Origin of the sequence: Oribacterium sp. oral taxon 078 str. F0262 (assembly GCF_000160135.1) — a bacterium.
GTDB lineage: Bacteria > Bacillota > Clostridia > Lachnospirales > Lachnospiraceae > Oribacterium.
In genome coordinates this window covers 126,416-147,373 of record NZ_GG729933.1, presented here as the reverse complement: position 1 = coordinate 147,373, position 20,958 = coordinate 126,416, and the positions used below count along the sequence as shown (strand labels likewise).

11 protein-coding genes are annotated in these 20,958 nt (G+C 55.3%); 4 read left to right on the top strand and 7 right to left on the bottom strand.

Annotation, left to right across the window (positions count from 1 at the left end):
- The first annotated feature begins 308 nt into the window (after positions 1–308).
- Both ispE and GCWU000341_RS00650 read left to right on the top strand, forming a co-directional pair.
- Complete coding sequence (gene ispE, locus GCWU000341_RS00655; protein ID WP_009213674.1) at positions 309–1,259, top strand: 4-(cytidine 5'-diphospho)-2-C-methyl-D-erythritol kinase; 951 nt, start codon at positions 309–311, stop codon at positions 1,257–1,259.
- Positions 1,252–1,959, top strand: coding sequence for a GntR family transcriptional regulator (locus GCWU000341_RS00650; protein WP_009213673.1), 708 nt, complete (start codon positions 1,252–1,254; stop codon positions 1,957–1,959). Before ispE ends, GCWU000341_RS00650 begins: the two co-directional genes overlap by 8 nt.
- A 345-nt stretch (positions 1,960–2,304) precedes the next feature.
- Here the strand turns inward: GCWU000341_RS00650 and GCWU000341_RS00645 are convergent, their stop codons facing one another.
- From GCWU000341_RS00645 to GCWU000341_RS00605, 7 genes are all read right to left on the bottom strand, one after another.
- Positions 2,305–2,799, bottom strand: coding sequence for a hypothetical protein (locus tag GCWU000341_RS00645; RefSeq protein ID WP_009213671.1), 495 nt, complete (start codon positions 2,797–2,799; stop codon positions 2,305–2,307).
- 344 nt (positions 2,800–3,143) lie between these two features.
- Positions 3,144–3,437 carry a hypothetical protein gene (locus GCWU000341_RS00635; RefSeq protein WP_009213669.1) on the bottom strand — a complete coding sequence of 98 codons (294 nt, stop codon included), beginning with the start codon at positions 3,435–3,437 and terminating at the stop codon, positions 3,144–3,146.
- A gap of 35 nt (positions 3,438–3,472) precedes the next feature.
- Positions 3,473–4,318 carry an Rpn family recombination-promoting nuclease/putative transposase gene (locus GCWU000341_RS00630; RefSeq protein ID WP_009213668.1) on the bottom strand — a complete coding sequence of 282 codons (846 nt, stop codon included), beginning with the start codon at positions 4,316–4,318 and terminating at the stop codon, positions 3,473–3,475.
- A gap of 174 nt (positions 4,319–4,492) precedes the next feature.
- Positions 4,493–5,362, bottom strand: a complete 870-nt coding sequence (locus tag GCWU000341_RS00625) for an Rpn family recombination-promoting nuclease/putative transposase (protein ID WP_009213666.1) — start codon at positions 5,360–5,362, stop codon at positions 4,493–4,495.
- Between the two features lie 267 nt (positions 5,363–5,629).
- A complete protein-coding gene (locus GCWU000341_RS00615; protein ID WP_009213664.1) occupies positions 5,630–10,510 on the bottom strand; it encodes an N-acetylmuramoyl-L-alanine amidase family protein in 4,881 nt (1,626 codons plus the stop codon).
- A 57-nt stretch (positions 10,511–10,567) separates the two neighbouring features.
- A complete protein-coding gene (locus GCWU000341_RS00610) occupies positions 10,568–17,233 on the bottom strand; it encodes a hypothetical protein (protein WP_155812538.1) in 6,666 nt (2,221 codons plus the stop codon).
- Positions 17,234–17,267: 34 nt separating this feature from the next.
- Positions 17,268–18,923, bottom strand: a complete 1,656-nt coding sequence (locus tag GCWU000341_RS00605) for a hypothetical protein (protein ID WP_009213662.1) — start codon at positions 18,921–18,923, stop codon at positions 17,268–17,270.
- 422 nt (positions 18,924–19,345) lie between these two features.
- Between GCWU000341_RS00605 and GCWU000341_RS00600 the strand changes: the two genes are divergently transcribed.
- A complete protein-coding gene (locus GCWU000341_RS00600) occupies positions 19,346–20,389 on the top strand; it encodes an SDH family Clp fold serine proteinase (RefSeq protein WP_009213659.1) in 1,044 nt (347 codons plus the stop codon).
- Positions 20,361–20,957, top strand: a complete 597-nt coding sequence (locus tag GCWU000341_RS00595) for a Panacea domain-containing protein (RefSeq protein WP_196794775.1) — start codon at positions 20,361–20,363, stop codon at positions 20,955–20,957. The genes GCWU000341_RS00600 and GCWU000341_RS00595 overlap by 29 nt, the downstream gene beginning before the upstream one ends.
- Position 20,958 lies beyond the last annotated feature (1 nt).

Below are 20,958 nucleotides of genomic sequence, written 5' to 3'. Positions count from 1 at the left end.
ATTCGGCCTCTGCCGGAATCATCATACCACATATTTCTGTTTATATTCCTTACGACTTTTCCATGTCTATTCTGTGATCATTTCCGCTTTGTACTTGCAAAAATGCAAGAAATCGTTTAAAATTCGCTTTGTATTGTATACAGGATGTGAAAAAGCCGGAAGCGTTGGCGCGCAGAGCTTCTATTTAATCTATTTACAGCTTATCTTGGCTTATCTTTCTGATACCGCAAAAGCGACAGAGGCATTGACAGAGCGGCATTGGCATCAAATATGGCGTAAGCATCCGGAGGAGGGGAGCGGGAAGAGGCATGGGCATTGTCACAGATGGGCTGAAGCTTCAGGCCTACGCAAAGATCAACCTGTCTTTGGATGTTCTCCGGCAGCGGGAGGACGGCTACCATGAAGTCCGGATGGTCATGCAGACCATTCAGCTGCATGACCGGATCGATCTTTTCCCGAAGAAGGAGCCCGGCATCGACATCCACACCAATCTGAGCTTTCTCCCCGTAAATGAGAATAATCTTATGTTCCGGGCCGCAAAGCTCCTGATCGATGAGTTCGGGCTGGAAGGCGGCGTTCGGATGAGGCTCCAGAAGATCATCCCGGTCTCCGCCGGTATGGCGGGCGGCTCCAGCGACGCGGCCGCGGTATTGGATGGGATGAACCGCCTCTTTTCCCTCGGCCTGAGCCGGGAGGAGCTCCGAAAACGGGGGCTTAGACTCGGGGCTGATGTCCCCTTCTGTCTCATGCGCGGCGCGGCGCTCTCAGAGGGAATCGGAGAAAGGCTGAGTCCCCTCCCCGGGATGCCGCCCTGCTGGATCGTGATCGCGAAGCCGGCCTTCTCCATCTCCACGCGTTTCGTCTACGAGAATCTCCATGTGGGCCGTCTCCCAAGGAGCGCTCATCCCGACGTGGATGCCGTCATTTCCGCTCTCAATGCGGGGGAGATCCCGGCCCTATCAAAGAATATGGGAAATATTCTGGAGACTGTGAGCTGCCGGGAGCACCCGGAGATCCGAGCCATCAAGGAAAGGATGCTCTCCCTCGGTGCCCTCGGCACTCTGATGTCCGGCTCCGGTCCGTCCGTCTTCGGGCTCTTTTCGGAGAAAAGTGCCGCGGAGCACTGCCGCCGGGATTTCCGCTTCGGGGAGGGACGGAGGCTCGCAGGGCAGGCATTCCTGACGGAGCCCTGGCTTCCGAAAGCGGCGAAGGGAAGGAAGGGCCGCATGGCAAAATACAGCAGGAGGTTGTATGAGTGATTTCACCGTGAATATGAATGAATATCTTCCCCTCAGGGATCTGGTTTTCAATACGCTCCGACAGGCGATCCTGAAGGGGGAGCTGAAGCCCGGGGAGCGGCTTATGGAGATCCAGCTCGCGGAAAAACTCGGAGTATCCCGGACACCGATCCGGGAGGCGATCCGAAAGCTGGAGCTGGAGGGCCTTGTTTTGATGATTCCCCGCCGCGGTGCCGAAGTCGCTAAAATCTCTCATCAGGCCCTGCAGGATGTCCTGGAGGTCCGCGGCGCACTCGAGGAGCTCGCGACCGATCTCGCCTGCCAGCGGATCACGGAGGAAGAGCTCCGAAGCCTCCGCGCCGCCGAGGATCATTTCAAAAAGGTTGTGGAATCCGGCACAGAAATGCAGATCGCCGAAGCAGACGAAGCCTATCACGACATCATCTACAAAGCGACCGGAAACAAGCGCCTGATCCAGATGATCAATAATCTGCGGGAGCAGATGTACCGATACCGTCTCGAGTATATCAAGGATGAGGCGCAGCGCGGAACGCTCATCAGTGAGCATGAAAAGATCCTCGAGGCCATCCGCATCCGGGATATCATCCGGGCGAAGGCGCTGATGAAGGAGCATATCGACAATCAGGAGCTGACTGTATCCCGAAATCTCGATGCCACAGAGCACGACAGCAGGAGCAGCGGAAAGAGACGCGGCCGCTGACGAAAGGCAGAAGGCGGCAGAGCATTGGGAGTGACAAGATCCATCTGCCTGGAGACACGGCCGCCGAAGAAAGGCGGAGGGCAGCAGCAGGGCGCTGAAGATACATAATTATCATTCCTCCGGCTCGAGACACAGCCGCCGAAGGAAGGCGGAGGGGAAATGCAAACACGCATGAGGCAGAGAATAATAACGCGATAACAAAAAGCAATACAGGCTTTCAAAGGCCCAGGAATCAAAACAAGACAGCGCCGATACCCGCAAAGTCAGAATGCAGATATCGGCGCTGTTTTTGATCCCTTGATTCTTTGATCCCCTGATTTTTCGATCCTTCGATCAATTCCTCGGTCAGTGTGAGCCCTTACTGTCCTCCATGAGGTCGATCGTCAGTGTCTTCTCATCCTCGTTGCAGTTCAGCAGGTAGTGATGCTGGTCCACGAGATAGCTTCCCTCCACCGTGCGCTTCAGGAGATCCTCCATGAGGAGCTGCATATCCCCCATCTCGGCATCGGGACCGGCCTTCAGGAGATTCACGCTCTCCATGAAGTATGCGGCGAGCTTCTGCGCTCCCAGCTTTGCCTCATTGCCGTGCAGCGTGACACTTATGATCTTCCCCTTCTTTGTCTCGTAGCTCGCCCAGCAGCCGCTCTCCTCGCTGCCCACCTTGCCGTCTTCCGCCTTCGGCGTCTCCGAGCCGTAGTTTCCGTGCGTCTTTACAAAGTCGGTGAGCTCCTCCACGCTGAGCTCTGTCAGCTTCGCGGAGCCTCCCTTCCCGCCGCAGGACAAAAGCAGCATAGAAAGCAGCGCTGCCGCAAGGATAAAAATTATCGTTTTTCTTCTCATAACACCCCCATGCTCAGGACAGAAGCAACTCCATCTGCGCTTCCCGGAAGATTCCATTCGTGTTTCACCCCTCCGCCCGCATAATGCTGCCGAAAAACGCGACCGATCTTTTCCAGACAGCGGACATTGCGAAGCCCCTTTTCTATCTCATGATAACGACTCAGAGCGAGCAGAACAAAATTTCTGCCCCCCATCTATCCCTGATACTGTACTATATCCTATGCGATATCACAAGCAGTTTCAAGCCTCAGCTCAGCGTATCTGGATGCAGGACAAAGGAAGCAAGCTATAGAGCCTAAGATATGGAATGCAGCTCCCTGCCCGCGATCCATCCGGATGTTCTTTTAATTTCCGGCCGGGGCAGCGGGCGCTTCTTCCAGCCATTCCCGGATCCTCTCCAGCTTCTCCTTCATAATCCTCGCGATGCGCTCCGTCGGCATCCCTTCATCCCGGAGAGACCTCGCCATCTCCCTCTTGGTTTCAGCGACTCCCTCCTGTCTGCCTTCCCGTCTGCCTCTTTGCATGCCTCGTTCTTCCGCTGTCACCATCAGCTCTTCCAGTTCCCTGCACATACGCCTGACCCCTTTCTCGGTCTCCTTCAGTTCACAGACTCGTCTCGCCAGCACCTCACTGTGCATCTCTGAAGCCTTTTTGCAATGCAGAGGCTGTTCTTTTAATTTCCGGCCGGCGCCGCGGGCGCTTCTTCCAGCCATTCCCGGATCCTCTCCAGCTTCTCCTTCATAATCCTCGCGATGCGCTCCATCGGCATCCCTTCATCCCGGAGCGACCTCGCCATCTCCTTCTTGGTCTCGGTAACTCCCTTTTGTATGCCTCGTTCTTCTGCTGTCACCATCAGCTCTTCCAGTTCCCTGCACATACGCCTGACCCCTTTCTCGGTCTCCTTCAGTTCACAGACTCGTCTCGCCAGCACCTCACTGTGCATCTCCGAAGCCTTTTTACAATGCAGATCATGCATCAGCTTCCCAAGCTTCGTATCGTCCTGAATCTTCGAATTCACATAAATGATGTGGGTCCCGTCCTCAAACTCCGCGCCCCGCTCCCGGATGATCCTCTCTATATGATAGATTGGAAGCTCATGACCGAAGGCGTCGCTTCTCGTGATGAAGATCACATAGCTCTCCCTCAGCTTTTGAAAGTCCTCTCCGGCCTTCAGAGAATGCATATCCAAAAGTCCGCTGTAATACCTCGCACGCTTCGGGGATGCTCCCTCCTGGTCTCCCTGAATTTCGATGTCGTAGAGCCTTCCCCTGCTGTCTCTCGCGACGCAGTCCATGATCGCAGAGCGCCCCTGCATGTTCTTATAGTCCTTCTGGATCTTCTGCTCTATCAGCTTAAGCTCCTTCTTCTCCAGAATTACCCGCAGGATAAATTCCGTGCAGCGCTCGTCCTCCAGGACATTCCTCATGAAAAGATCGTCCATGATTGTGAGTCCCTCCAGCGCCCTCTGCCGAAGCTCCTCCTCTGTGAGAAACGCCTTCCCATCCTCTCTCTGTTTCATTCCCACCCTTCTTCTCTTTTAATCTGATCCAGGCCCTCCGCTTTCTTATACCCCGCTGGATTCTTAGCAAGCAGCAGTTCAGGGCCCTTCCTACAGCAAACAGGGGGCAAGAGGGCCAAACTGTAAAGCCACAGATACAGGATGCCAATCCCTGTCCGCAGCCAATTCAATTACTTAATTGCCGGCCGGCGCCGCGGGCGCTTCTTCCAGCCATTCCCGAATCCTCTCCAGCTTCTCCTTCATAATCCTCGCGATGCGCTCCGTCGGCATCCCTTCATCCCGGAGAGACCTCGCCATCTCCCTCTTGGTTTCAGCGACTCCCTCCTGTCTGCCTTCCCGTCTGCCTCTTTGCATGCCTCGTTCTTCCGCTGTCACCATCAGCTCTTCCAGTTCCCTGCACATACGCCTGACCCCTTTCTCGGTCTCCTTCAGTTCACAGACTCGTCTCGCCAGCACCTCACTATGCATCTCCGAAGCCTTTTTACAATGCAGATCATGCATCAGCTTCCCAAGCTCCGTATCGTCCTGAATCTTCGAATTCACATAAATGATATGAGTCCCATCCCCGAACTCCGCGCCCCGCTCCCGGATGATCCTCTCGATATGATAGATTGGAAGCCCATGACCGAGGACGTCGCTTCTCGTAATGAAGATCACATAGCTCTCCCTCAGCTTTTGAAAGTCCTCTCCGGCCTTCAGAGAATGCATATCCAAAAGTCCGCTGTAATACCTCGCACGCTTCGGGGATGCTCCCTCCCGGTCTCCCTGAATTTCGATGTCGTAGAGCCTTCCCCTGCTGTCTCTCGCGACGCAGTCCATGATCGCAGAGCGCCCCTGCATGTTCTTATAGTCCTTCTGGATCTTCTGCTCTACCAGCTTAAGCTCCTTCTTCTCCAGAATTACCCGCAGGATAAATTCCGTGCAGCGCTCGTCCTCCAGGACATTCCTCATGAAAAGATCGTCCATGATTGTGAGTCCCTCCAGCGCCCTCTGCCGAAGCTCCTCCTCTGTGAGAAACGCCTTCCCATCCTCTCTCTGTTTCATTCCCACCCTTCTTCTCTTTTAATCTGATCCAGGCCCTCCGCTTACCTACACCCTACTATATTCTATACATTTTCACAAGCAGCTTTCATCGGTGCTTGTCCTATTTCCGCTTTTTCAAGGACAGAAAAAGAGGAGCGGCATTTGCCGCTCCCCTTTCCCTTTACCCCCCCGTCCGCCCTGCCTTCTGTTTGAAAGGCCGGGCGGAGATTCGGGCTTTTGTCTGCCCCGCCTGAGGCGGGGCAATCCATCTGTTGGATCTTTCTTCCTTTACGGTCTCATCTGGATCCAAGCGCCGTCGCGGTCAACATCGTGGTTGTCCGGTGTGCGCTCTCCCATGTAGAGAGAACCATAAGGACGTGCATTCTCCGGATTGTTGTAGACCCACTTCTGCAGATTGTGGTCATAGCTCCAGGTCGTGCGCGGAGTATCCGGGTTCAGGAAGTACCATCTCCCGTTGACGAACTGCCAGTTGATCTGCATCGCGCCGGTCACGGTATTCAGATAATACCATCTTCCGTCACTCTCATCATGGTGCCAGCCCATCATCGCTCTTCCGAACCAGCCGTCGTGCGTCGTGCAGAGGAAGTACCAAGTATCGTCGACGTCCTTGAACCAGCCGGAATCCATGATCGCGTCATCCGCGAAGTGGTAACGGTAGATCACCGTCTTTCCGTCAAAGGTGTAGGAGAGGTTCGCCCAGGTCCCTCTGAGGAGGGTCTTGTTCTTGAGCTGGAACTCCCACTTGTGGTTTGCCGGGTCGATGTTGATCCAGTCTCCGTCAATTCCCACACGGTAAGCGTTATTGTCCTGGATGGCACTAGCTGTGATGCGGCTTCCTCCGGAATAGGATCCGCCGCCTCCGCCACCGCCGCCACCGCCGCGATGGCGATCCGGAGTATTCGGGTTCGGTCCGGGTGTCACGCCGCCGCCTCCCGTGAAGGAGTCGATCAGTGCCTTCAGACGGGCCAGTGCCGCCTCCTGCTCTGCGATCGTCGCAGAAGGATTATTCTTGTTGAATACAGCAAGGGCATCGTTTAAGGCATCCTGAAGCTGTGCCTGCTGATCTGCTGTGAGCTTGCCGCCGTTCAGGAGATCCTGTGCCTTGTCGATTCCGCCCTTCAGATCTGTGTGCGCCTTGTTCCAGTCCGGATTCTCCTCGTACCAGACATAGAGCGTCTTCTCACCATTGAGCGGATTCGAAAGCTCATAGGCCTGATAACTCGTCGCAGACTTCGAGAAGCCCTTCCGGATGTAGCGCTCATTGTCGAGCTTCTCCGGAATCGAAGCGGCCAGGAGAGCGTTGAAAGCATTGCTCATGGAGAGCGCCTCGCCTCTTGCCACATCGTTGATGGTCTGCGGAAGTCCCGGAGCGTCCGCGCTGTCCCCCGAGGCATTCGCGATCGTGACCGAGTAGGACCTCTTATAGGTCAGGACATAAGTCGCTCCAACCTTTGCGTTCGGGATCTCCACCTGTCCGGTCGCCGGGTCGATCGAAAGACCGGCCGTCGTCAGATTGTTCACATTGTCGTCCGCATCCACCTCGACCAGCTCGAGATTGCTCGCGCCGTTTGCGAGGAGGTTCGCCGGGATCGCCCCGTATACCGTTCCGATCACGAGGTTCTTCCGCTCCGCCGTCACATCGCGGCTGGAGCCCGGCACTCTGGTTCTCCGAAGACGAACCCGCATCGCCCAGGCATACTCGAGGTTATTGCTGTCTGTGACAGCGCCCTCGACCAGCGGCTTCATGGCAGCGTTCGGTCCCGCCTTCTTCTCCAAAAGGATACTGTAGTTGATCTGATCCCCCAGGTTCTGAATATCATTCAGATCATCCGTTGTGATCAGGTCTCCCTGCAGGAGATCCTGGAGAGACTTGCTCGATACACCGAATTCCCCGTTCTTCGGACCGAAGTCAACATTGAACATTCCCGCCGGCGGATGCGGATTCCCCGGCAGATTCGGGAGAGTGGAAGATGTCGCAAGCGCCGGGGTCTCATAGACCGGAGCTAGACGCACCGTCTCTGCCGGCATCGTGAAGCTCGAAGACCTCGTACCCGTGAAGTTTCCGGGATTTCCGAGAAGGATGTTCCAGCTCTTGAAACTCGTTCCGTTATTCGTGCTCGCCGCGTTGATCATGACCTGATCGCCCGCCTGGAGCCGGATGTGCTGATACTCTACCGTCGTGACGGTTACGGTATTCCCGCCTCTTGTGTAGGAAGAGACCTTTCCGGGATCCTCGACATAAAGATCATAGAGGGTGCCCGTGGTCGTGCCGCTCGAGAGATTTCCGGTGTTCACATTGGTTCCGTAGGGAACACGGTTTGTCGCCGGGTCACTGGAGCCGACCGGGCGTGCCACAACGGTGTAGTTCGTGTTGGGGTCCAGATTCCGGAAGGTCGCGGGACCGCCGTTCGGATTGACGAAGCCGTCCGAGGAGCCGTCCACCGGGACCACGCGGCCGTTCTCATCGACCAGCGCATACTCGGTATTCGGAGCTGTCGGGTTCACGACCAGGGTTCTCGTATTGTCCGCCCCGTCGCTGGTGTTGAAGTTCGTGCCGATCGCGGGGATCGTGACGTCGCAGGGCGGCGCCGGATGTACCAGCGTGTCGACATAGGGGACTCCATGGGTGTCATAGTTATGGAGCTCCGAGCTCGGAACCTCGTAGATCTTGTAGGGAGAGCCCGGGGTAAGGCCGGTGAAATCTCCGCTGGCAAGCGCGGTTCCGCTCTTGTTGTCCACGACGTTTCCGTTCTCATCCACAACGACATAGGCGCGCTTCGCATTCGGAGCCTGCACCGTGATCGTACCGGTTCCCGTGGAGGAATCCAGCTTTCCAACCGCGGACGGCGTATGATTGTAGCCGTCGTCGACAATGTCCGGAGCAAAGTTAAAGGTAAAGGTATCGGAAGCGGTGATCGCATCCGTAGCATCAATATGCAGCACACCACTGTCGTCATAGTGCGCGACCTGAGTTCCAGCGCTGTTGAACCAGCCTGCGCCCCTGCTCTCCGCCATGCTGTAGCCACCGTTCGCGTGCACTGTGATCATGCCAAGGAGATTCGAGAGCGTCGTCGTGGTAACGCCTGACGCGTCATAGGCCGGGAGCTGGTTGTTCCCCTTATAGGAGAGCCTGCCGGGTGCGCTGGCAGATACGCTTCCGTCTCCGCTTCCCTTCTTGAACTCGATATCGAGCCATGCGCTCTGCTTCTTTACAACCTCTGCGACGTAGTCTCTCTCTGTATCAGAGGAGTTAAAGCTGATGAGATCGTCCATCGCGACCTGAGCAGCGCTCGGTGCCAGTGCGCCGGAGCTTGTGGCCGGGAACCAGCCCTTCAGCTCATAGTAGGGAGCATCCGTGGAGGACATCGTGATCAGTCCGCTCTCCACCGCGCCCTCCGCGACGCCGCTCACCTCAGAGAGGAGCTTCCGCATCGTCATGGAGCTGCTTTTCGGGAAATTCTTCTCCTGGTTTCCGGAGATGCTCGCACTGCTTCCGCCCGGATGCACAAAGAGCTTTACCTTCACAAAGGAAGCGGAAGAAGTATCCGGCGTGTAGTAGACCGTGAGTATTCCGCCGTGCACCGTCGGATTGATCTTCAGCTTAGCAGGAGCAAGCGGGGGGACAGAGCTTCCGGCATCACTAAAGTAAGCTGAGTTGAAGTGGTAGGACGCCGGGTTCGAGCTGGTGTCGACCGCGACATCCGAGATCGTTCCAGTCTTATATCCCTCAGGGACATTGGGAAGCGTCACCTCTGTCTCCACGCCCGGCGTGAGATCCTTCAGATCGTCCGCAAGCGTCCCGCTTCCCGCCGCATTCGGAACCGGCTCCGTCGTTCCATCCGCATTCTTCACAAGGTATTTGATCCTGACATTCGCCTTGAACGCGGGATTCACCTTGTAAACGCAGTTGATGATGACATTCTGGTTTCCCATCTTCCACTTATTGGCGTTAGAGGAGCCGGGGAAGACGAGTCCGCTGTCATTCTGTGCCGGTGCGGTATCGATATGATCAAAGAGATACTGCTTATTCCCGGAGCCGTCTACCAGGAAATGGCTCTCATCGGCCAGCGGGATATCCACCTCTTCATCCGGAGCCTTTCCGGTGACTTGGCTGTCTCCGATCGGAGTCGCGACATTTCCCCCGTCTGCGAGAGTGGAGCCGTCATCCAAGCGGTAGCGCGCCGTCAGGGTAAAGGTCTGCGAGTTTCTCTTGTACTTAAAGCCGATCGCCGCATCCCGGTTCGGCATCGGTCCATCGACCGACTTCGGATCGGTCTGGGGACTTGGCTCAACGATACCTTCGTCGATCTCCGTCGCACCGTCCGGCCTCACAAATTTGTTGTTCTTAAGGATAATGGAATCCAGCTCATAGCCCGGAGGAGTGAGCGCCTCCTTCGAGATGTGATCCTGCTTGGGAATCTGCTCTGTATCCGAGAAGGCAAAGCGATGCATATTCGCAGGCTCCGCTCCGCTCGCAGCATTCTCAAAGCTTCCCGAGGCAGTGCCATCCTTGTCAAAGAAGTGCACTACCTTCAGATGCTTCTTATGAGCACTGTCTCCCATCCAGACCGCCCGGTAAACCTCCAGGGGCTGATAGGGGAAGACCGGAACCTCATAACTCTTCACCGTCGACAGGGTATTCTTCGAGATCGAGAGCTTCTGCCAGGCCTGGAACTTCATGCCATCCCAGGCAGGAGCAGTGGTAGTGTCCCAGGGAAGCTTCGGGAGTGAAATCCCCGGAGGATTCATCGTCTCTGTTCCGGCGGTTCCTCCATTGATCGTGTTGGGATCACTCAGCCGATCTCCTGCCTTGCCCTTGATCAGAGTTCCGATCGCCCTATAGCCGGTCGGCAGGGTGGTATCAACCTCCGATGCAGTGACATGACTTCCATATGTATAGCTGCCTCCCACGGCCGGCCCGTAGCCCGTATCCAAAAAGATCGCGGAGTCCTGACCCAGGTTGAGCGGATGGTTCAGATCATAGCTGCCGGATATTCCCAGAGGACTGAGATAATCCGCCACCTTGTCCGGTGCCTCCACGCTGGCTGCAAGAGCCGTTCCCAAGGAGAGCTGGGAGAGCAGCATCGCCCCCGTCAGCACCCCCGAGAGAGCTCTCTTGAGCCTTCTTCGATTTGTTTTCTGTTTCATCTTCTTCTCCTTATACCGGGCGGGCTTCCCCGCCCGGTATCAAGATCATGTCGGTGCTTACTGTACGTATGCCCCGTTTGCATCTACATGGTAGCCGTCCGGAGTCTGCTCAGAGACATACATCGAGCCGAGCGGCTTCGTCGACACCTCCATGAAGACCCACTGGTCAATCCCCTCATCGAAGCGGTAGGTGATCGCCGGCGTCGCCTTCTTCTCGTTGAAGTAGTACCACTTCCCATCGATCAGATGCCAGCCAACGAACATCATGCCTGTCTCCGTATCCAGATAGTACCAGTGCTTGTCGACCGTATCATAGTGCCAGCCGGTCTTCATCTTTCCGAACCAGCCGTCGTGGATCGTGTTGCAGTAGTACCAGTTGAGCTTCTCGTCCCGGAACCAGCCGTAGTCCATCAGTCCCTTCGAGTTGAAGTGGTACCAGCCGTTCTTCGAACGCTGATCGTAGGTGTACTCCAGCTTGGCCCAGGTGCTCTGCAGACGGATGCCGCCGTTTAAGACGAAGGCCCACTTGTGGCCGGCCTCATCCACGAGCTCCCAGACTCCGTTCGTTCCGACGATGTAGTTCTTCTCCGCCGGCTGCCGGAAGCTGTTGCCGGTCACTCCGGCTCCTCTTCCGCCGCCGCCCGCAGACGAGCCGCCATGCTGGCCGCCGTCTCTCGTGCGGGAACCGTAGTCCTCATAGCGCGGAACCAGAACGTCATCCTGATAGTGATCATACACCTTCTTCAGCTTTCCAAAGGCCTCGATCAGCTCTCCGATCGTGGGACCCGGACGGCGATAGAGAAGCGCCTGTGCCTCTGCGATCGCATCCTTGATGACTCCCGCTTCCTTCCTCTTCAGGAAGTAGTCGTCCGCCAGACGAAGTGCCTCGTCCAGAAGCTCCTTAAATCGGTTGTACTCTCTGTCTCTCTCCTCCTTGTTGCTCTTATAGAAGGCGTAGGCAAAGGTCCTCTTCCGGATTTCGTCCTTCGCAGGATCGAACTTCTTCAGGCTGTCACGGCTCTTGCTCCAGCCCTTATAGGTCCACTCATAGCCGTCGTCATCGGTGTAATGCTCTGTCGGCACATTGACTGTAGCCCACTCCGGGTAATCCGCGGCGAGCTCGCCTCTTCTCACCTTGTAGTCCACAACCTGCTTGTCGTGGTCGTTTGTGAAGGTCACATGATAAGCCCTGCTGTAGGCCATCACATAGCGCTTCCCGACATGAGCGTCGAAGCTGAAGAGCCCCGCCGTCTGCTCCGGATCGTCAGACATCGCAATCGGCGTCGCAACGACGGTTCCGCTGCTGTCGTCCACCTCGTAGAGCTGATAATCCATCTGGTCGACGTCGTCCTTATCGAGCTGGATGATCGTCTTGAAGCTCTGAGAGGTATAGCGGCTGTCATAGGTGTGGCTTCCCGCCGGATTGTAAAGCGGATAGTTCACCTTTCTGCCGTTGACATAGCGGTCGAGGTCGATATTCAGAGACCAGGCTCCCGTATATGCCTTTTCATGCATATTGTAGGGATTGTCGTTCTTGATGATCTCATTCTCTTCCCGCTTCGGATGTCCCTTCTTATAGACGATGCGGTACTCGACGTCCGCGCCGTTTATATTCATGAGAACCTCGTCCGCGTTCGTCCGGAACTGATTCTGCAAAGCGGCATCCTCGTCCGGATCGTGGGCGAACTCACCGACCGCGCCGCCCTTGACTTCATCCGTCACCTCGACATTACTCGGGGACGCGACAGAAGGCGTGTAGTAGGCCGCCAGCACGACATTCGACTTCGGCATGGTAAAGCTGTAATTCTGGTCTGTGATGTGTCCGGATACGCCCGGAATCGTTCCCGCGATTACCTTCCAGTAAAGGAAGCCGGTCGTGCTCTGCGGGCTGAGCACCACGGTCTCGCCCTCATGCGCCTCGGTGAAGCGGTTCGTTCCAACCGCGTTTCCATTGACGCTCTCCACAGTTCCTCTCTTCGTCTCGACGATGAACTTCGGAACCTGCAGGTCTCCGGCCGGATCCGTAATGATCTCCGAGCCGTCGGGCATCTGCTGCTGCGGTGTCAAGCTGCTGCCCTTCGGGCGCGCAACCACGATGTACTTCTTGTTGATCTCCAGTCCGGAGAAGGTCGCCTTCGACGGATTCGAGCCGGACGGCGTCTGCCAGCCGTCTGATCCGCACTCAGGAGTAACCACGGCGTTTCCGGTATCCGGGTCGATAACCGCATAGTCGGAATCCGGGTCCGCCGGATTGATGACGAGGACGGTCTTTCCATCGTTGTCCTCATCGTAGTTTACGACGTAGTTTGTCTCTATCGCGGGGATGAGCACATCTGTCGGGCCGCCTCTCGGCGTCACGGTGGAGATGTTGTCTCCCGGCTTCGGGGTCGGCTGAGAACGGTCGACCTCATAGACATCGTAGTGATGCTCCGGGTAGAGGTTCTCGAAGTAGTTTTCCCTCGTGGGACTACCCGGCTGTACCGCGATGATCTCTCCCGTAGAGGGATCGGTGATCACGTAGTTATAGTTCTGATCCGTATCGTGGACGCGGATCTGTCCCTTTCCGTTGTTGCTGTTGTTGATGTGGCCGCTTGCATTCGGTGCCTGAGACGGGATGCCCCAGGGGATCGGATCCTTTCCGAACTGCGCATGGTAGGTCTCGCCCGGCTTTACGGTATCGGTCGCCTCCATCTTGTGTCCGTTCAGGAACCAGCCGTGGTGCAGGTAGTTCGGCTCCGGCGTAACGCCCGGCACGGAAACGGTCGACCACTGCTGCTCGTCATTGACATGCGCGCTTGTGGGATCGCCCGCGTTCAGGCTTCCGTGAGCATCCGCGACGAACTGGATATCGCCCCAGTGCGCCGGATCCTCGATGAAGGAAGCGGTGAGCGTCTCTGTCGCGCCGCTCGCGAAGACCTCGCTGTCCGGAAGCAGGGCTTCGCCCGCCTGACGGATGCCGTCTCCGTTTGTATCCCGGAACCATCCCTCAAAGAGATAGAGGTGGTCCGCCACCGTGTTCGGGACGAGGTGCTTGTCCTTCATGACCTGAATGCTGTAGGCCTCTGCCTGGTGGCTGCCGTCATTTCCGAGGACGTCGACCTTGAAGTCATTTCCGCCCGCGGAGGTCACATCCGGGGATACATAGCCCGGTGCCGTAGGATTGCTGTCATCGTTCGGCTGATTGTTCAGGCTTCCGTGCGCTCCCGGCTTAAAGATAATATGTGCCCATTTCGAGAGATCCCGATCGAAGCGATAGTTCAGATCCAGCTCTCCCTGCGGCATCATACCGGTGAAGTCACCGTTCGCCGCAATCGTATTCGGAACCGGCGTGGTACCGTTCTGTGTCGTCGCCGGATCCACATTGGAAGCTGCGACATCCAGATTATAGCCGTAGTACGGCATATGGTAGTCGCCCGCCGCGGACTTATTGAGCGCGGTGAGAGCTGCCGGCGTCTCATTGATCGGATCCCTGAAGTTTCTCAGGTTCCGGTCCACGGTTCCCTTATCCAGGAAGCTCGTGATAAACGGAGCCGCCATGCCATTTGACTTATAGATAAAGACAATGTGCGTATCCCGGTTTCCTATCGTTCCGGTAAAGCTGTTCCCGGTAAAGCTTCCCTGGCTGTCCGAATAGAGATCCGTCGCCGGAGTGATAGGTGATCCATCATAGTCGTCCACGACAGAGTTCGGAACTCCGGTCGGCGGCGTCTGCGTGTGGCCAAAGCCCCACTGCGTCTCCCCGTTCTGGAAGTCATAGCCGAAGATCGCGGGCGCCGTCACATTCAGAGACTCCTCCGGGAAATGATCCGTCACGGTATCCGCCTTGATCGTCACACCGGTATCGCTCTTGTAATGGACATAGAACTTCGATTTCTGGCTGGGGTCCGTGCTCACATTATAGATGAAGTGCATCGAACCGTCCGTCCCCTCCAGCGTGGAGTGGAAGTTGTTTGAGCCGTCGAAGCCGTCTCCGCCATTCGCTATGGCGGTCGCCGTCTGCTTCAATGTGCTCGGAAGGACACTCGCCTTCGTCGAGGCCAGGTTCAGCTCATATCCCCTCGCGTGGTAGGGTCCGACCAGAATCGGAGTGCCGTAGGGGCCGTTCGCCGCCGGAGCCAGCGTCCGGAAGATGATCGAGCCGTTTGCATTCTGATAATCGACGTTGAACTGCCTCTGGGTCGTAGTATCCAGCGTAAAGACCGCATAGTAGGTTGCATCGGCATTCGGGAAATTCTGAATGCCAGGGGTCGTAAATACATCAGGAGCTGTCGCCGAAGCGGTCGTCGCCCAGCCGCGGAAGATCTTTCCATCCGATCTGCTGGGGAGAGGCACACCGACGATCGCGCTTCCCGCCTTTCCGGTCAGAGCGACCGGCGCGGTATTGCCGTTCACGTTTCCGCCGTTTAAGTCGAAGTTCACTGTGACATCCTTCACCTTATAGGTGTAGGTGATGATCACATCGGCATTCGGCATATCGACAGGCGTCGCTCCGATCTCACCATTCGCCGCGGGAGCCCAGGTGGCGCCGTCCACCGTCGCGCTGCTGAAGACATAGGGAAGCTGTGTCCCCACCGTCCAAGTGGCCGCCTTTACTGAGGCTCCGGCTGTAATGTTTGCGGGAGGAGCGGCGATCTTAACCTTCGCCGACTTCGTCGCCTGTGTAGAGAAGCTCGCGCTGTCTCCGTCCCAGACACCCGCAATCCCATTTCCATCCAGAGTCGTCGTCGGGATCGCGCTGACAGGCTGTCCTCCGCCAGTGGTGAGGAGCTTCTTCCCGCTCTCATCCACGAAGTTATAGGTGATCTTATTTCCCTCTCTGCGGAAGACTACGTGCTCCGCAGAAACCGGGCCTTCCCCATGCGCAACATCCAGGAGGGAAAGATCCGACTTGAACGGGGTGGTAGGAACCGTATTCCCGCTGTTTGTCGGCACTGCCACAACCAGCTGCTGCGGCGCCGTATAAGCTCCGCTGACATGGGCAGCCGGAAGCTTCTCCGTCGTGACGCCGATCTTCCCGGTGAGCTGTCCGTTTACCTTGATCTGCTTTCCGTCATGGAGATAGATATTCCTGTCATTATTTCCGGCATCCTTTGCCCCGGTGATGTTGATATCCTTCTCGCCGCCGATCGTAAGGTCCGCTTCCACATTCACGAGTCCGCTCTTCTTCACGGCTCCGCCGGCCTGAATCGTAACTTCTTTTCCGGCGGTGAGGATCTCTGTGTTGCCTCCGGTAAGATTGAGTGCACTTCCCTTACCATCCACAGAACTGGAGGAGCCAGTAAGAGTGACACCGGACGTGACGGCCAGCGTTCCGCCAGTCACTTCAATCGCGGTATCCTTCGCATTGGTCCCGTTCACCTTAAGATCAGAGAGGTTCAGAGATCCGCTGCCACTCACATCCATAAGATGCCCGGCAGTTCCCGTGAACTTCAGCTCATGCGTATCACCATACGGTTGGACATAAGTCCCATCCTGCTTATAATCCGTAGACTGGAGCGAAACCACCCGATCTGAGATCGAGATCGTCGAGGGCTGCGGGATATCCGTCTGCAAATAGATATAGCCGATATTTCCCGCCCCGATCTTATCGATCGCGTGCTGGATCGTCTTAAAGGGATGATCAAAGGTTCCGGCATTGCTGTCGCTTCCGACGCTGTCATTGACATAATAGGAAGCCGCCTGCGCGGAAAACGCAACCCTCTTTGTGATCTGCTGGTAGGGCTGCAGATAGATATTCCAGGAATAGGCAAATACGGAGTCGGTAACTCCGCTCTCGCTATGCCCCTTTCCACCGTAACGACGATTATTCTGCTTCCTGTAGCTGGAGGTGTGGAATTCTCCTGACCAGAAATTATCCACCCCTGTGATTCCCAGGCCGTAGCCCTCATCCGTCGTGATAATATCAAAAACCTGATAGGTCGGCGCCTGTGTGCCGGTCTTAGCGCCGGTTCCCACATTCACCATGTGGATGATTTTATCATGTACGTTTGTGACATTCGCGGTATCCGCGGCACTGGCTCCGGCCACCGCGCCGTCCTGCCCTACATAGGTATCGCCGTCCGTTCCGATCTGGATCGTATGGTAGTCTCCGTTGATCTCCTGCAGAGTGTAATCTGCAAGGATCATATTTCCATCCGCGCTGGGATGGAGAGTGAAACGAGCCCGTACGCCCAGGTTTCCAAGATTCTGTGCGACCCCGTTGCCCGGCAGAGGCATCTGCGCGGAGCCCGCGCTGGATCCTTGCCAGTACGCGTCATTCTTCGCGGCATTTTTTGCGGCATTCCCCGAGTCGAGCTGGCGGTAGAAGACGCAGAAACGTCCATCATTCGGCGTATGGCCGTAGCCATAGGCTGTCGTGACCTGTACCGTCTCTCCGTTCTTAAAGGAATTATCGTTGTTGGTGATGCTGCTGGCGTCCCAGTTCTTCCCGTTTCCGTACTGCCCCGGCTTTACGATACCGTGCAGGTCGAATTCGTCCCCGACGCTGCCGCCGCCGGAAACCGCCGCCGGAAACTGCCAGGCGGTTCTCTTTCCGCCGTTATTGTTTACATTGTAGTATTCCGGGTGGTTATCCAGTCCTGCGGCCTGAGCGGTGATTGTCGGCATCGCCACCTGCAGTCCTCCGGCGATCATAGAAGCGGAAAGCACGATCGAGAGAGCCCGCTTCGGTTTCCAAAGGAGCTCCCGGATTGCCTCCCATCTCTTTTTTCCTTTCGTTTTCATCATTTTCCCCTTTTACTTAGAGTCGGAAGCCTCCCTACTCATTCTTAAAGTTCAGCTTCATCTCCTCCGGCAGATAGGAAAGATCCGTCGTGCTTCCCGCTCCCGCGAGATATCCTCCGGCGTAATGATCCGTCTGATTCTCGTTGTAGCCGTAGAAGCCCTCTCCGCGATCGCCCTTCATCCACTTCGGAGCTCTCGACTGATCCGTCGCATATCCGACCAGCTTGTCGTCTACGATGAGGAGATATTCTCCCTCTCCCAGGCTGAGCGCTTTCCGGGTCCCCTTCATGAGATTTCCCGCGCTGTTGATTACCCGGTACTCTGAATTTGAGACCTTGACCACACCGTAGCGGTACTCCGGATTTGCCTGGAACAGAAGTCCGTTGATATAGTAGCGGTTTCCGACCTTCTCGAGGATGTTGCGGTTTCCATAGGCCTTTCCGTTCGCGGCGAAGCCGAAGGTATGCTCGCCGTCATCCAGCTTGATCTTGATATTCTTCCCGGTCTGCATGGAACCGTCGTTCCACTCGTCGACATTGAAGAAGTAGAGATCCGCTCTCTCGATACCGTAGAGGTCGCCGTTGATGAAGTTCTCCGATTCCCAGCTGTCCACGTCGTACTGCGCCACGAACTCTCTCCTCTTGTCGAAGAGGACGAAGCCCGTCTTCATCCGGCCGATGCCGTCGAAGGCGTAGCGCTTTCCGTTGATGTTGAAAATCTTGTTCCGGAGAACCTTTCCGTTGCTTCCGGCTCTCCACCAGCTGCTCTCCTGATCCTGATAGTCCTGCTCATCGAGCTGCTCGGAGGGGTACATCCAGAACCAGCGGTCCTTGAAGAGCTCCCCGCCGTTGTAGCCGGAGTAGAACTTCACCGGCACATCACTCGTCGGATTGGAGCGGCGGAGTGTGCTGACCGATGCGACAGAGCCCCACCACGGATCCATGACACCGTTCTCATCGAAGCCGTAGGTGATGCCCTTGACCGTCTTCTCCTTGATCTTTCCGTCTGTGCTCGCGACCTTCTTGCCCTTCTCGTCGAAGTAGAACCACATATCCTTATACTGATAGTAGTCTCTGTCTACGAGCTGGCTCTTCGTATCGGAGCCCGTGAAGGGGACCAGCTTGTCCGCGTAATGGTACCAGCCGTCCGTGACCAGAGCCCCGTCGTCTCCCCCATAGTAGACTCCCTGGACGAAGGGGTCGTCATCGTCCACGATTCCGCCGTTCTCGTCCAGCCAGCCGGTGAGCATGACGCCGTCCTCATTGAAGACATAGCTCTTGCCGTCGATGATCTTCTTGAACTTGTCCCCCGTCTTCCGGTAGGACTTTCCGGTGGGCCCGAAATAGTACCAGCCCTCCGCGAAGCTTCCCTGGTCCGAACTCTGCTCGCCGCTGATATGAACCCACTGGTTCACAGCCATGACGCCGTCCTTATCCAGGTAATAGGTATCATTCTGCCAGCTGAGAAGCGAGTCTTTCAGCAGCTTCCCATCTGACCCCAGGTAGTACCAGCGCGGTCCGGACTGACGCCAGACATTTGTCATGCTCTCTTCCCGGGCGTTGTTGTACTTCCACTCCCCGCTGGAATTGTCCCAGCCGGGCAAGGCATAGCTCATTATGCCTGAAGCGGAGAAGTACAGCGCCCCGGCGGCAAGACCCGCCAGCACTCCCAGTGCTTTTCTCCTTTTCATCGCTCTTTACCTCTCTTCTCCCTCGCGGGAATACTTATTTGGAAAGATCTGGCAGGACTTCAACCCCGTTTCGAAAGGAAACGGGCGATGGACGCGCGTCATAAACGGGGAAAGCCCCGATCTTCGCCTCGATTTTACCATATTTTAAGAATATTACAAGAATTATTTTCCCTCCGTCTCCTTTTCCTTTCCGCAAACGGAAGATTTCCGAAAAATCCGGCTCAATTTATGCCTCTCCGGGGGTGATTGCGAGTATTTATAAACTCAATTCGCCGTGAGTGTCGACTTATTGTTTAATATTTGTTAGGAATTTTTAAAGAAAAGAGAAAGGGCAGTGCTTTCGCATTTTACATCTGTGGGAATCCATGTATAATAAATAATGAAAAGAAAGGGAGCCTGAGCCCGCGGGGAGGAAAGAATGGATGTACAGCAAACGGGTCGCTTTATACAAGCAATTAGAGGAACAGTTTAACAGTAAGATCCTGGCCTACATAACCAGTGATCGTCCCTATATGAGTGCCCAAATCTCTCCGGACGTCATCGATTACTTCATCGATCACCTCGATAAAATCGGTCCCTGCAAAAAGATTTCCCTGTATCTCTATACTCGGGGCGGAGATACCTCTGCGGCAAGAAATATAGTAAATCTTCTGCGCATATATTGCGACAGTTTACAGGTCATTGTTCCTCATAAAGCACATAGCTCCGGTACTATCATAAGCCTTGGCGCCAATGAAATCGTCATGACCAAGCAGGCCACCCTCGGCCCGATTGATCCGAGTCTCCATACCCCTTTAAATCCAAGACTAGCGGATGACCGTATCTACCCGGTAAGCGTTGAAGCAGTAAAAGGCTACCTGGAATTCGCGAAGAATGAGCTATCCATTACCGACAGCGGATCTTTGGCAAGTATCTTCGAAAAGCTTACGGATTTTGTCCACCCTTTGGTTTTAGGAGAGGTCTATCGTTCAAAAGCCCAAATACAGATGATGGCAAAACAGCTGCTTCAAAATCAAGTCACGGATCCGGAAAAAATCAAAAAAATAATCGCCTTCCTTTGCAGCGAATCCGGCAGTCATGATTATACCATCAACCGAAGAGAGGCCCAAAATGAATTAGGCCTCCGGATAAAAAAACCTACGCAGGAACAGTATAAGATCATAAAGCAGCTTTATGACGATATCAACGATGAACTGCTCTTCAGCAAACCTTTTTTATTAAATGAGATCAACGGTGCTTATGCCGTCAGGAGATGTCTGCTGGAAAGTGTAATCGGCGGATCCGATTATTTTTCAACGGAAGGGCTTGTCATAAGAGCAGCTCTGCCGGATGGGCAGACTGCTCTCCAAAACCGCATTCGTTTTGAAGGATGGCGTCACGATCGTTCTTTCGATAATGAAGAAATCACAATCCACAGCGGAGAAGAGGAAGTCGTTTATGAACGAGGTACAAAATATCAGACCTAATACCACAGCAGGTACTTGCAATAACGCATACTATCCTTATGTCACTTCGGCGGTTTCCACCGATACGCCGAATTATGTCCTGCTGTCGACCAAGGAAATGCCTGATGTCAGTCCGGAAAACACCGGCAAATATTCCGTCTTTGATATTGCCAACTGGTTCCTTTCAAAAGGAGAAATGACCCATAAAAAGCTTCAGAAGTTATGCTATTATGCTCAGGCTTGGTGTTATGCCCTTAAGGGATATCGTTTAGAAGATACTGATTATCAGGCCTGGATTCATGGTCCAGTTTCACCGGCACTTTGGGAACGATTCAAGTCCTTTGCTTATGATCCCATTAAAATTAAAGGGACGGTGAGATTAAGAATAGACCCGGAAGATGAAGCACTTTTGAATGATGTGTGGGATACGTACGGAGAGAATACGGGAAATGCGCTTGAGACACTGACTCACAGAGAGTTACCGTGGATAGAGGCAAGACGAGGTTATGAACCGGACGAAAGATGTACCGTCGTTATCTCTCCGGATACCATGGCGTCTTACTATAAATCCATCTACAGCGGCGATTAGC

Bases quoted from the DNA above. Each gene is read 5' to 3' on its own strand.
- GCWU000341_RS00600 (WP_009213659.1), top strand. From the start codon at position 19,346: ATGTACAGCAAACGGGTCGCTTTATACAAGCAATTAGAGGAACAGTTT.
- GCWU000341_RS00605 (WP_009213662.1), bottom strand. From the start codon at position 18,923: ATGAAAAGGAGAAAAGCACTGGGAGTGCTGGCGGGTCTTGCCGCCGGG.
- GCWU000341_RS00595 (WP_196794775.1), top strand. From the start codon at position 20,361: ATGAACGAGGTACAAAATATCAGACCTAATACCACAGCAGGTACTTGC.
- GCWU000341_RS00625 (WP_009213666.1), bottom strand. From the start codon at position 5,362: ATGAAACAGAGAGAGGATGGGAAGGCGTTTCTCACAGAGGAGGAGCTT.
- GCWU000341_RS00630 (WP_009213668.1), bottom strand. From the start codon at position 4,318: ATGAAACAGAGAGAGGATGGGAAGGCGTTTCTCACAGAGGAGGAGCTT.
- GCWU000341_RS00610 (WP_155812538.1), bottom strand. From the start codon at position 17,233: ATGAAAACGAAAGGAAAAAAGAGATGGGAGGCAATCCGGGAGCTCCTT.
- GCWU000341_RS00645 (WP_009213671.1), bottom strand. From the start codon at position 2,799: ATGAGAAGAAAAACGATAATTTTTATCCTTGCGGCAGCGCTGCTTTCT.
- GCWU000341_RS00635 (WP_009213669.1), bottom strand. From the start codon at position 3,437: ATGCACAGTGAGGTGCTGGCGAGACGAGTCTGTGAACTGAAGGAGACC.
- GCWU000341_RS00615 (WP_009213664.1), bottom strand. From the start codon at position 10,510: ATGAAACAGAAAACAAATCGAAGAAGGCTCAAGAGAGCTCTCTCGGGG.
- GCWU000341_RS00650 (WP_009213673.1), top strand. From the start codon at position 1,252: ATGAGTGATTTCACCGTGAATATGAATGAATATCTTCCCCTCAGGGAT.
- ispE (WP_009213674.1), top strand. From the start codon at position 309: ATGGGCATTGTCACAGATGGGCTGAAGCTTCAGGCCTACGCAAAGATC.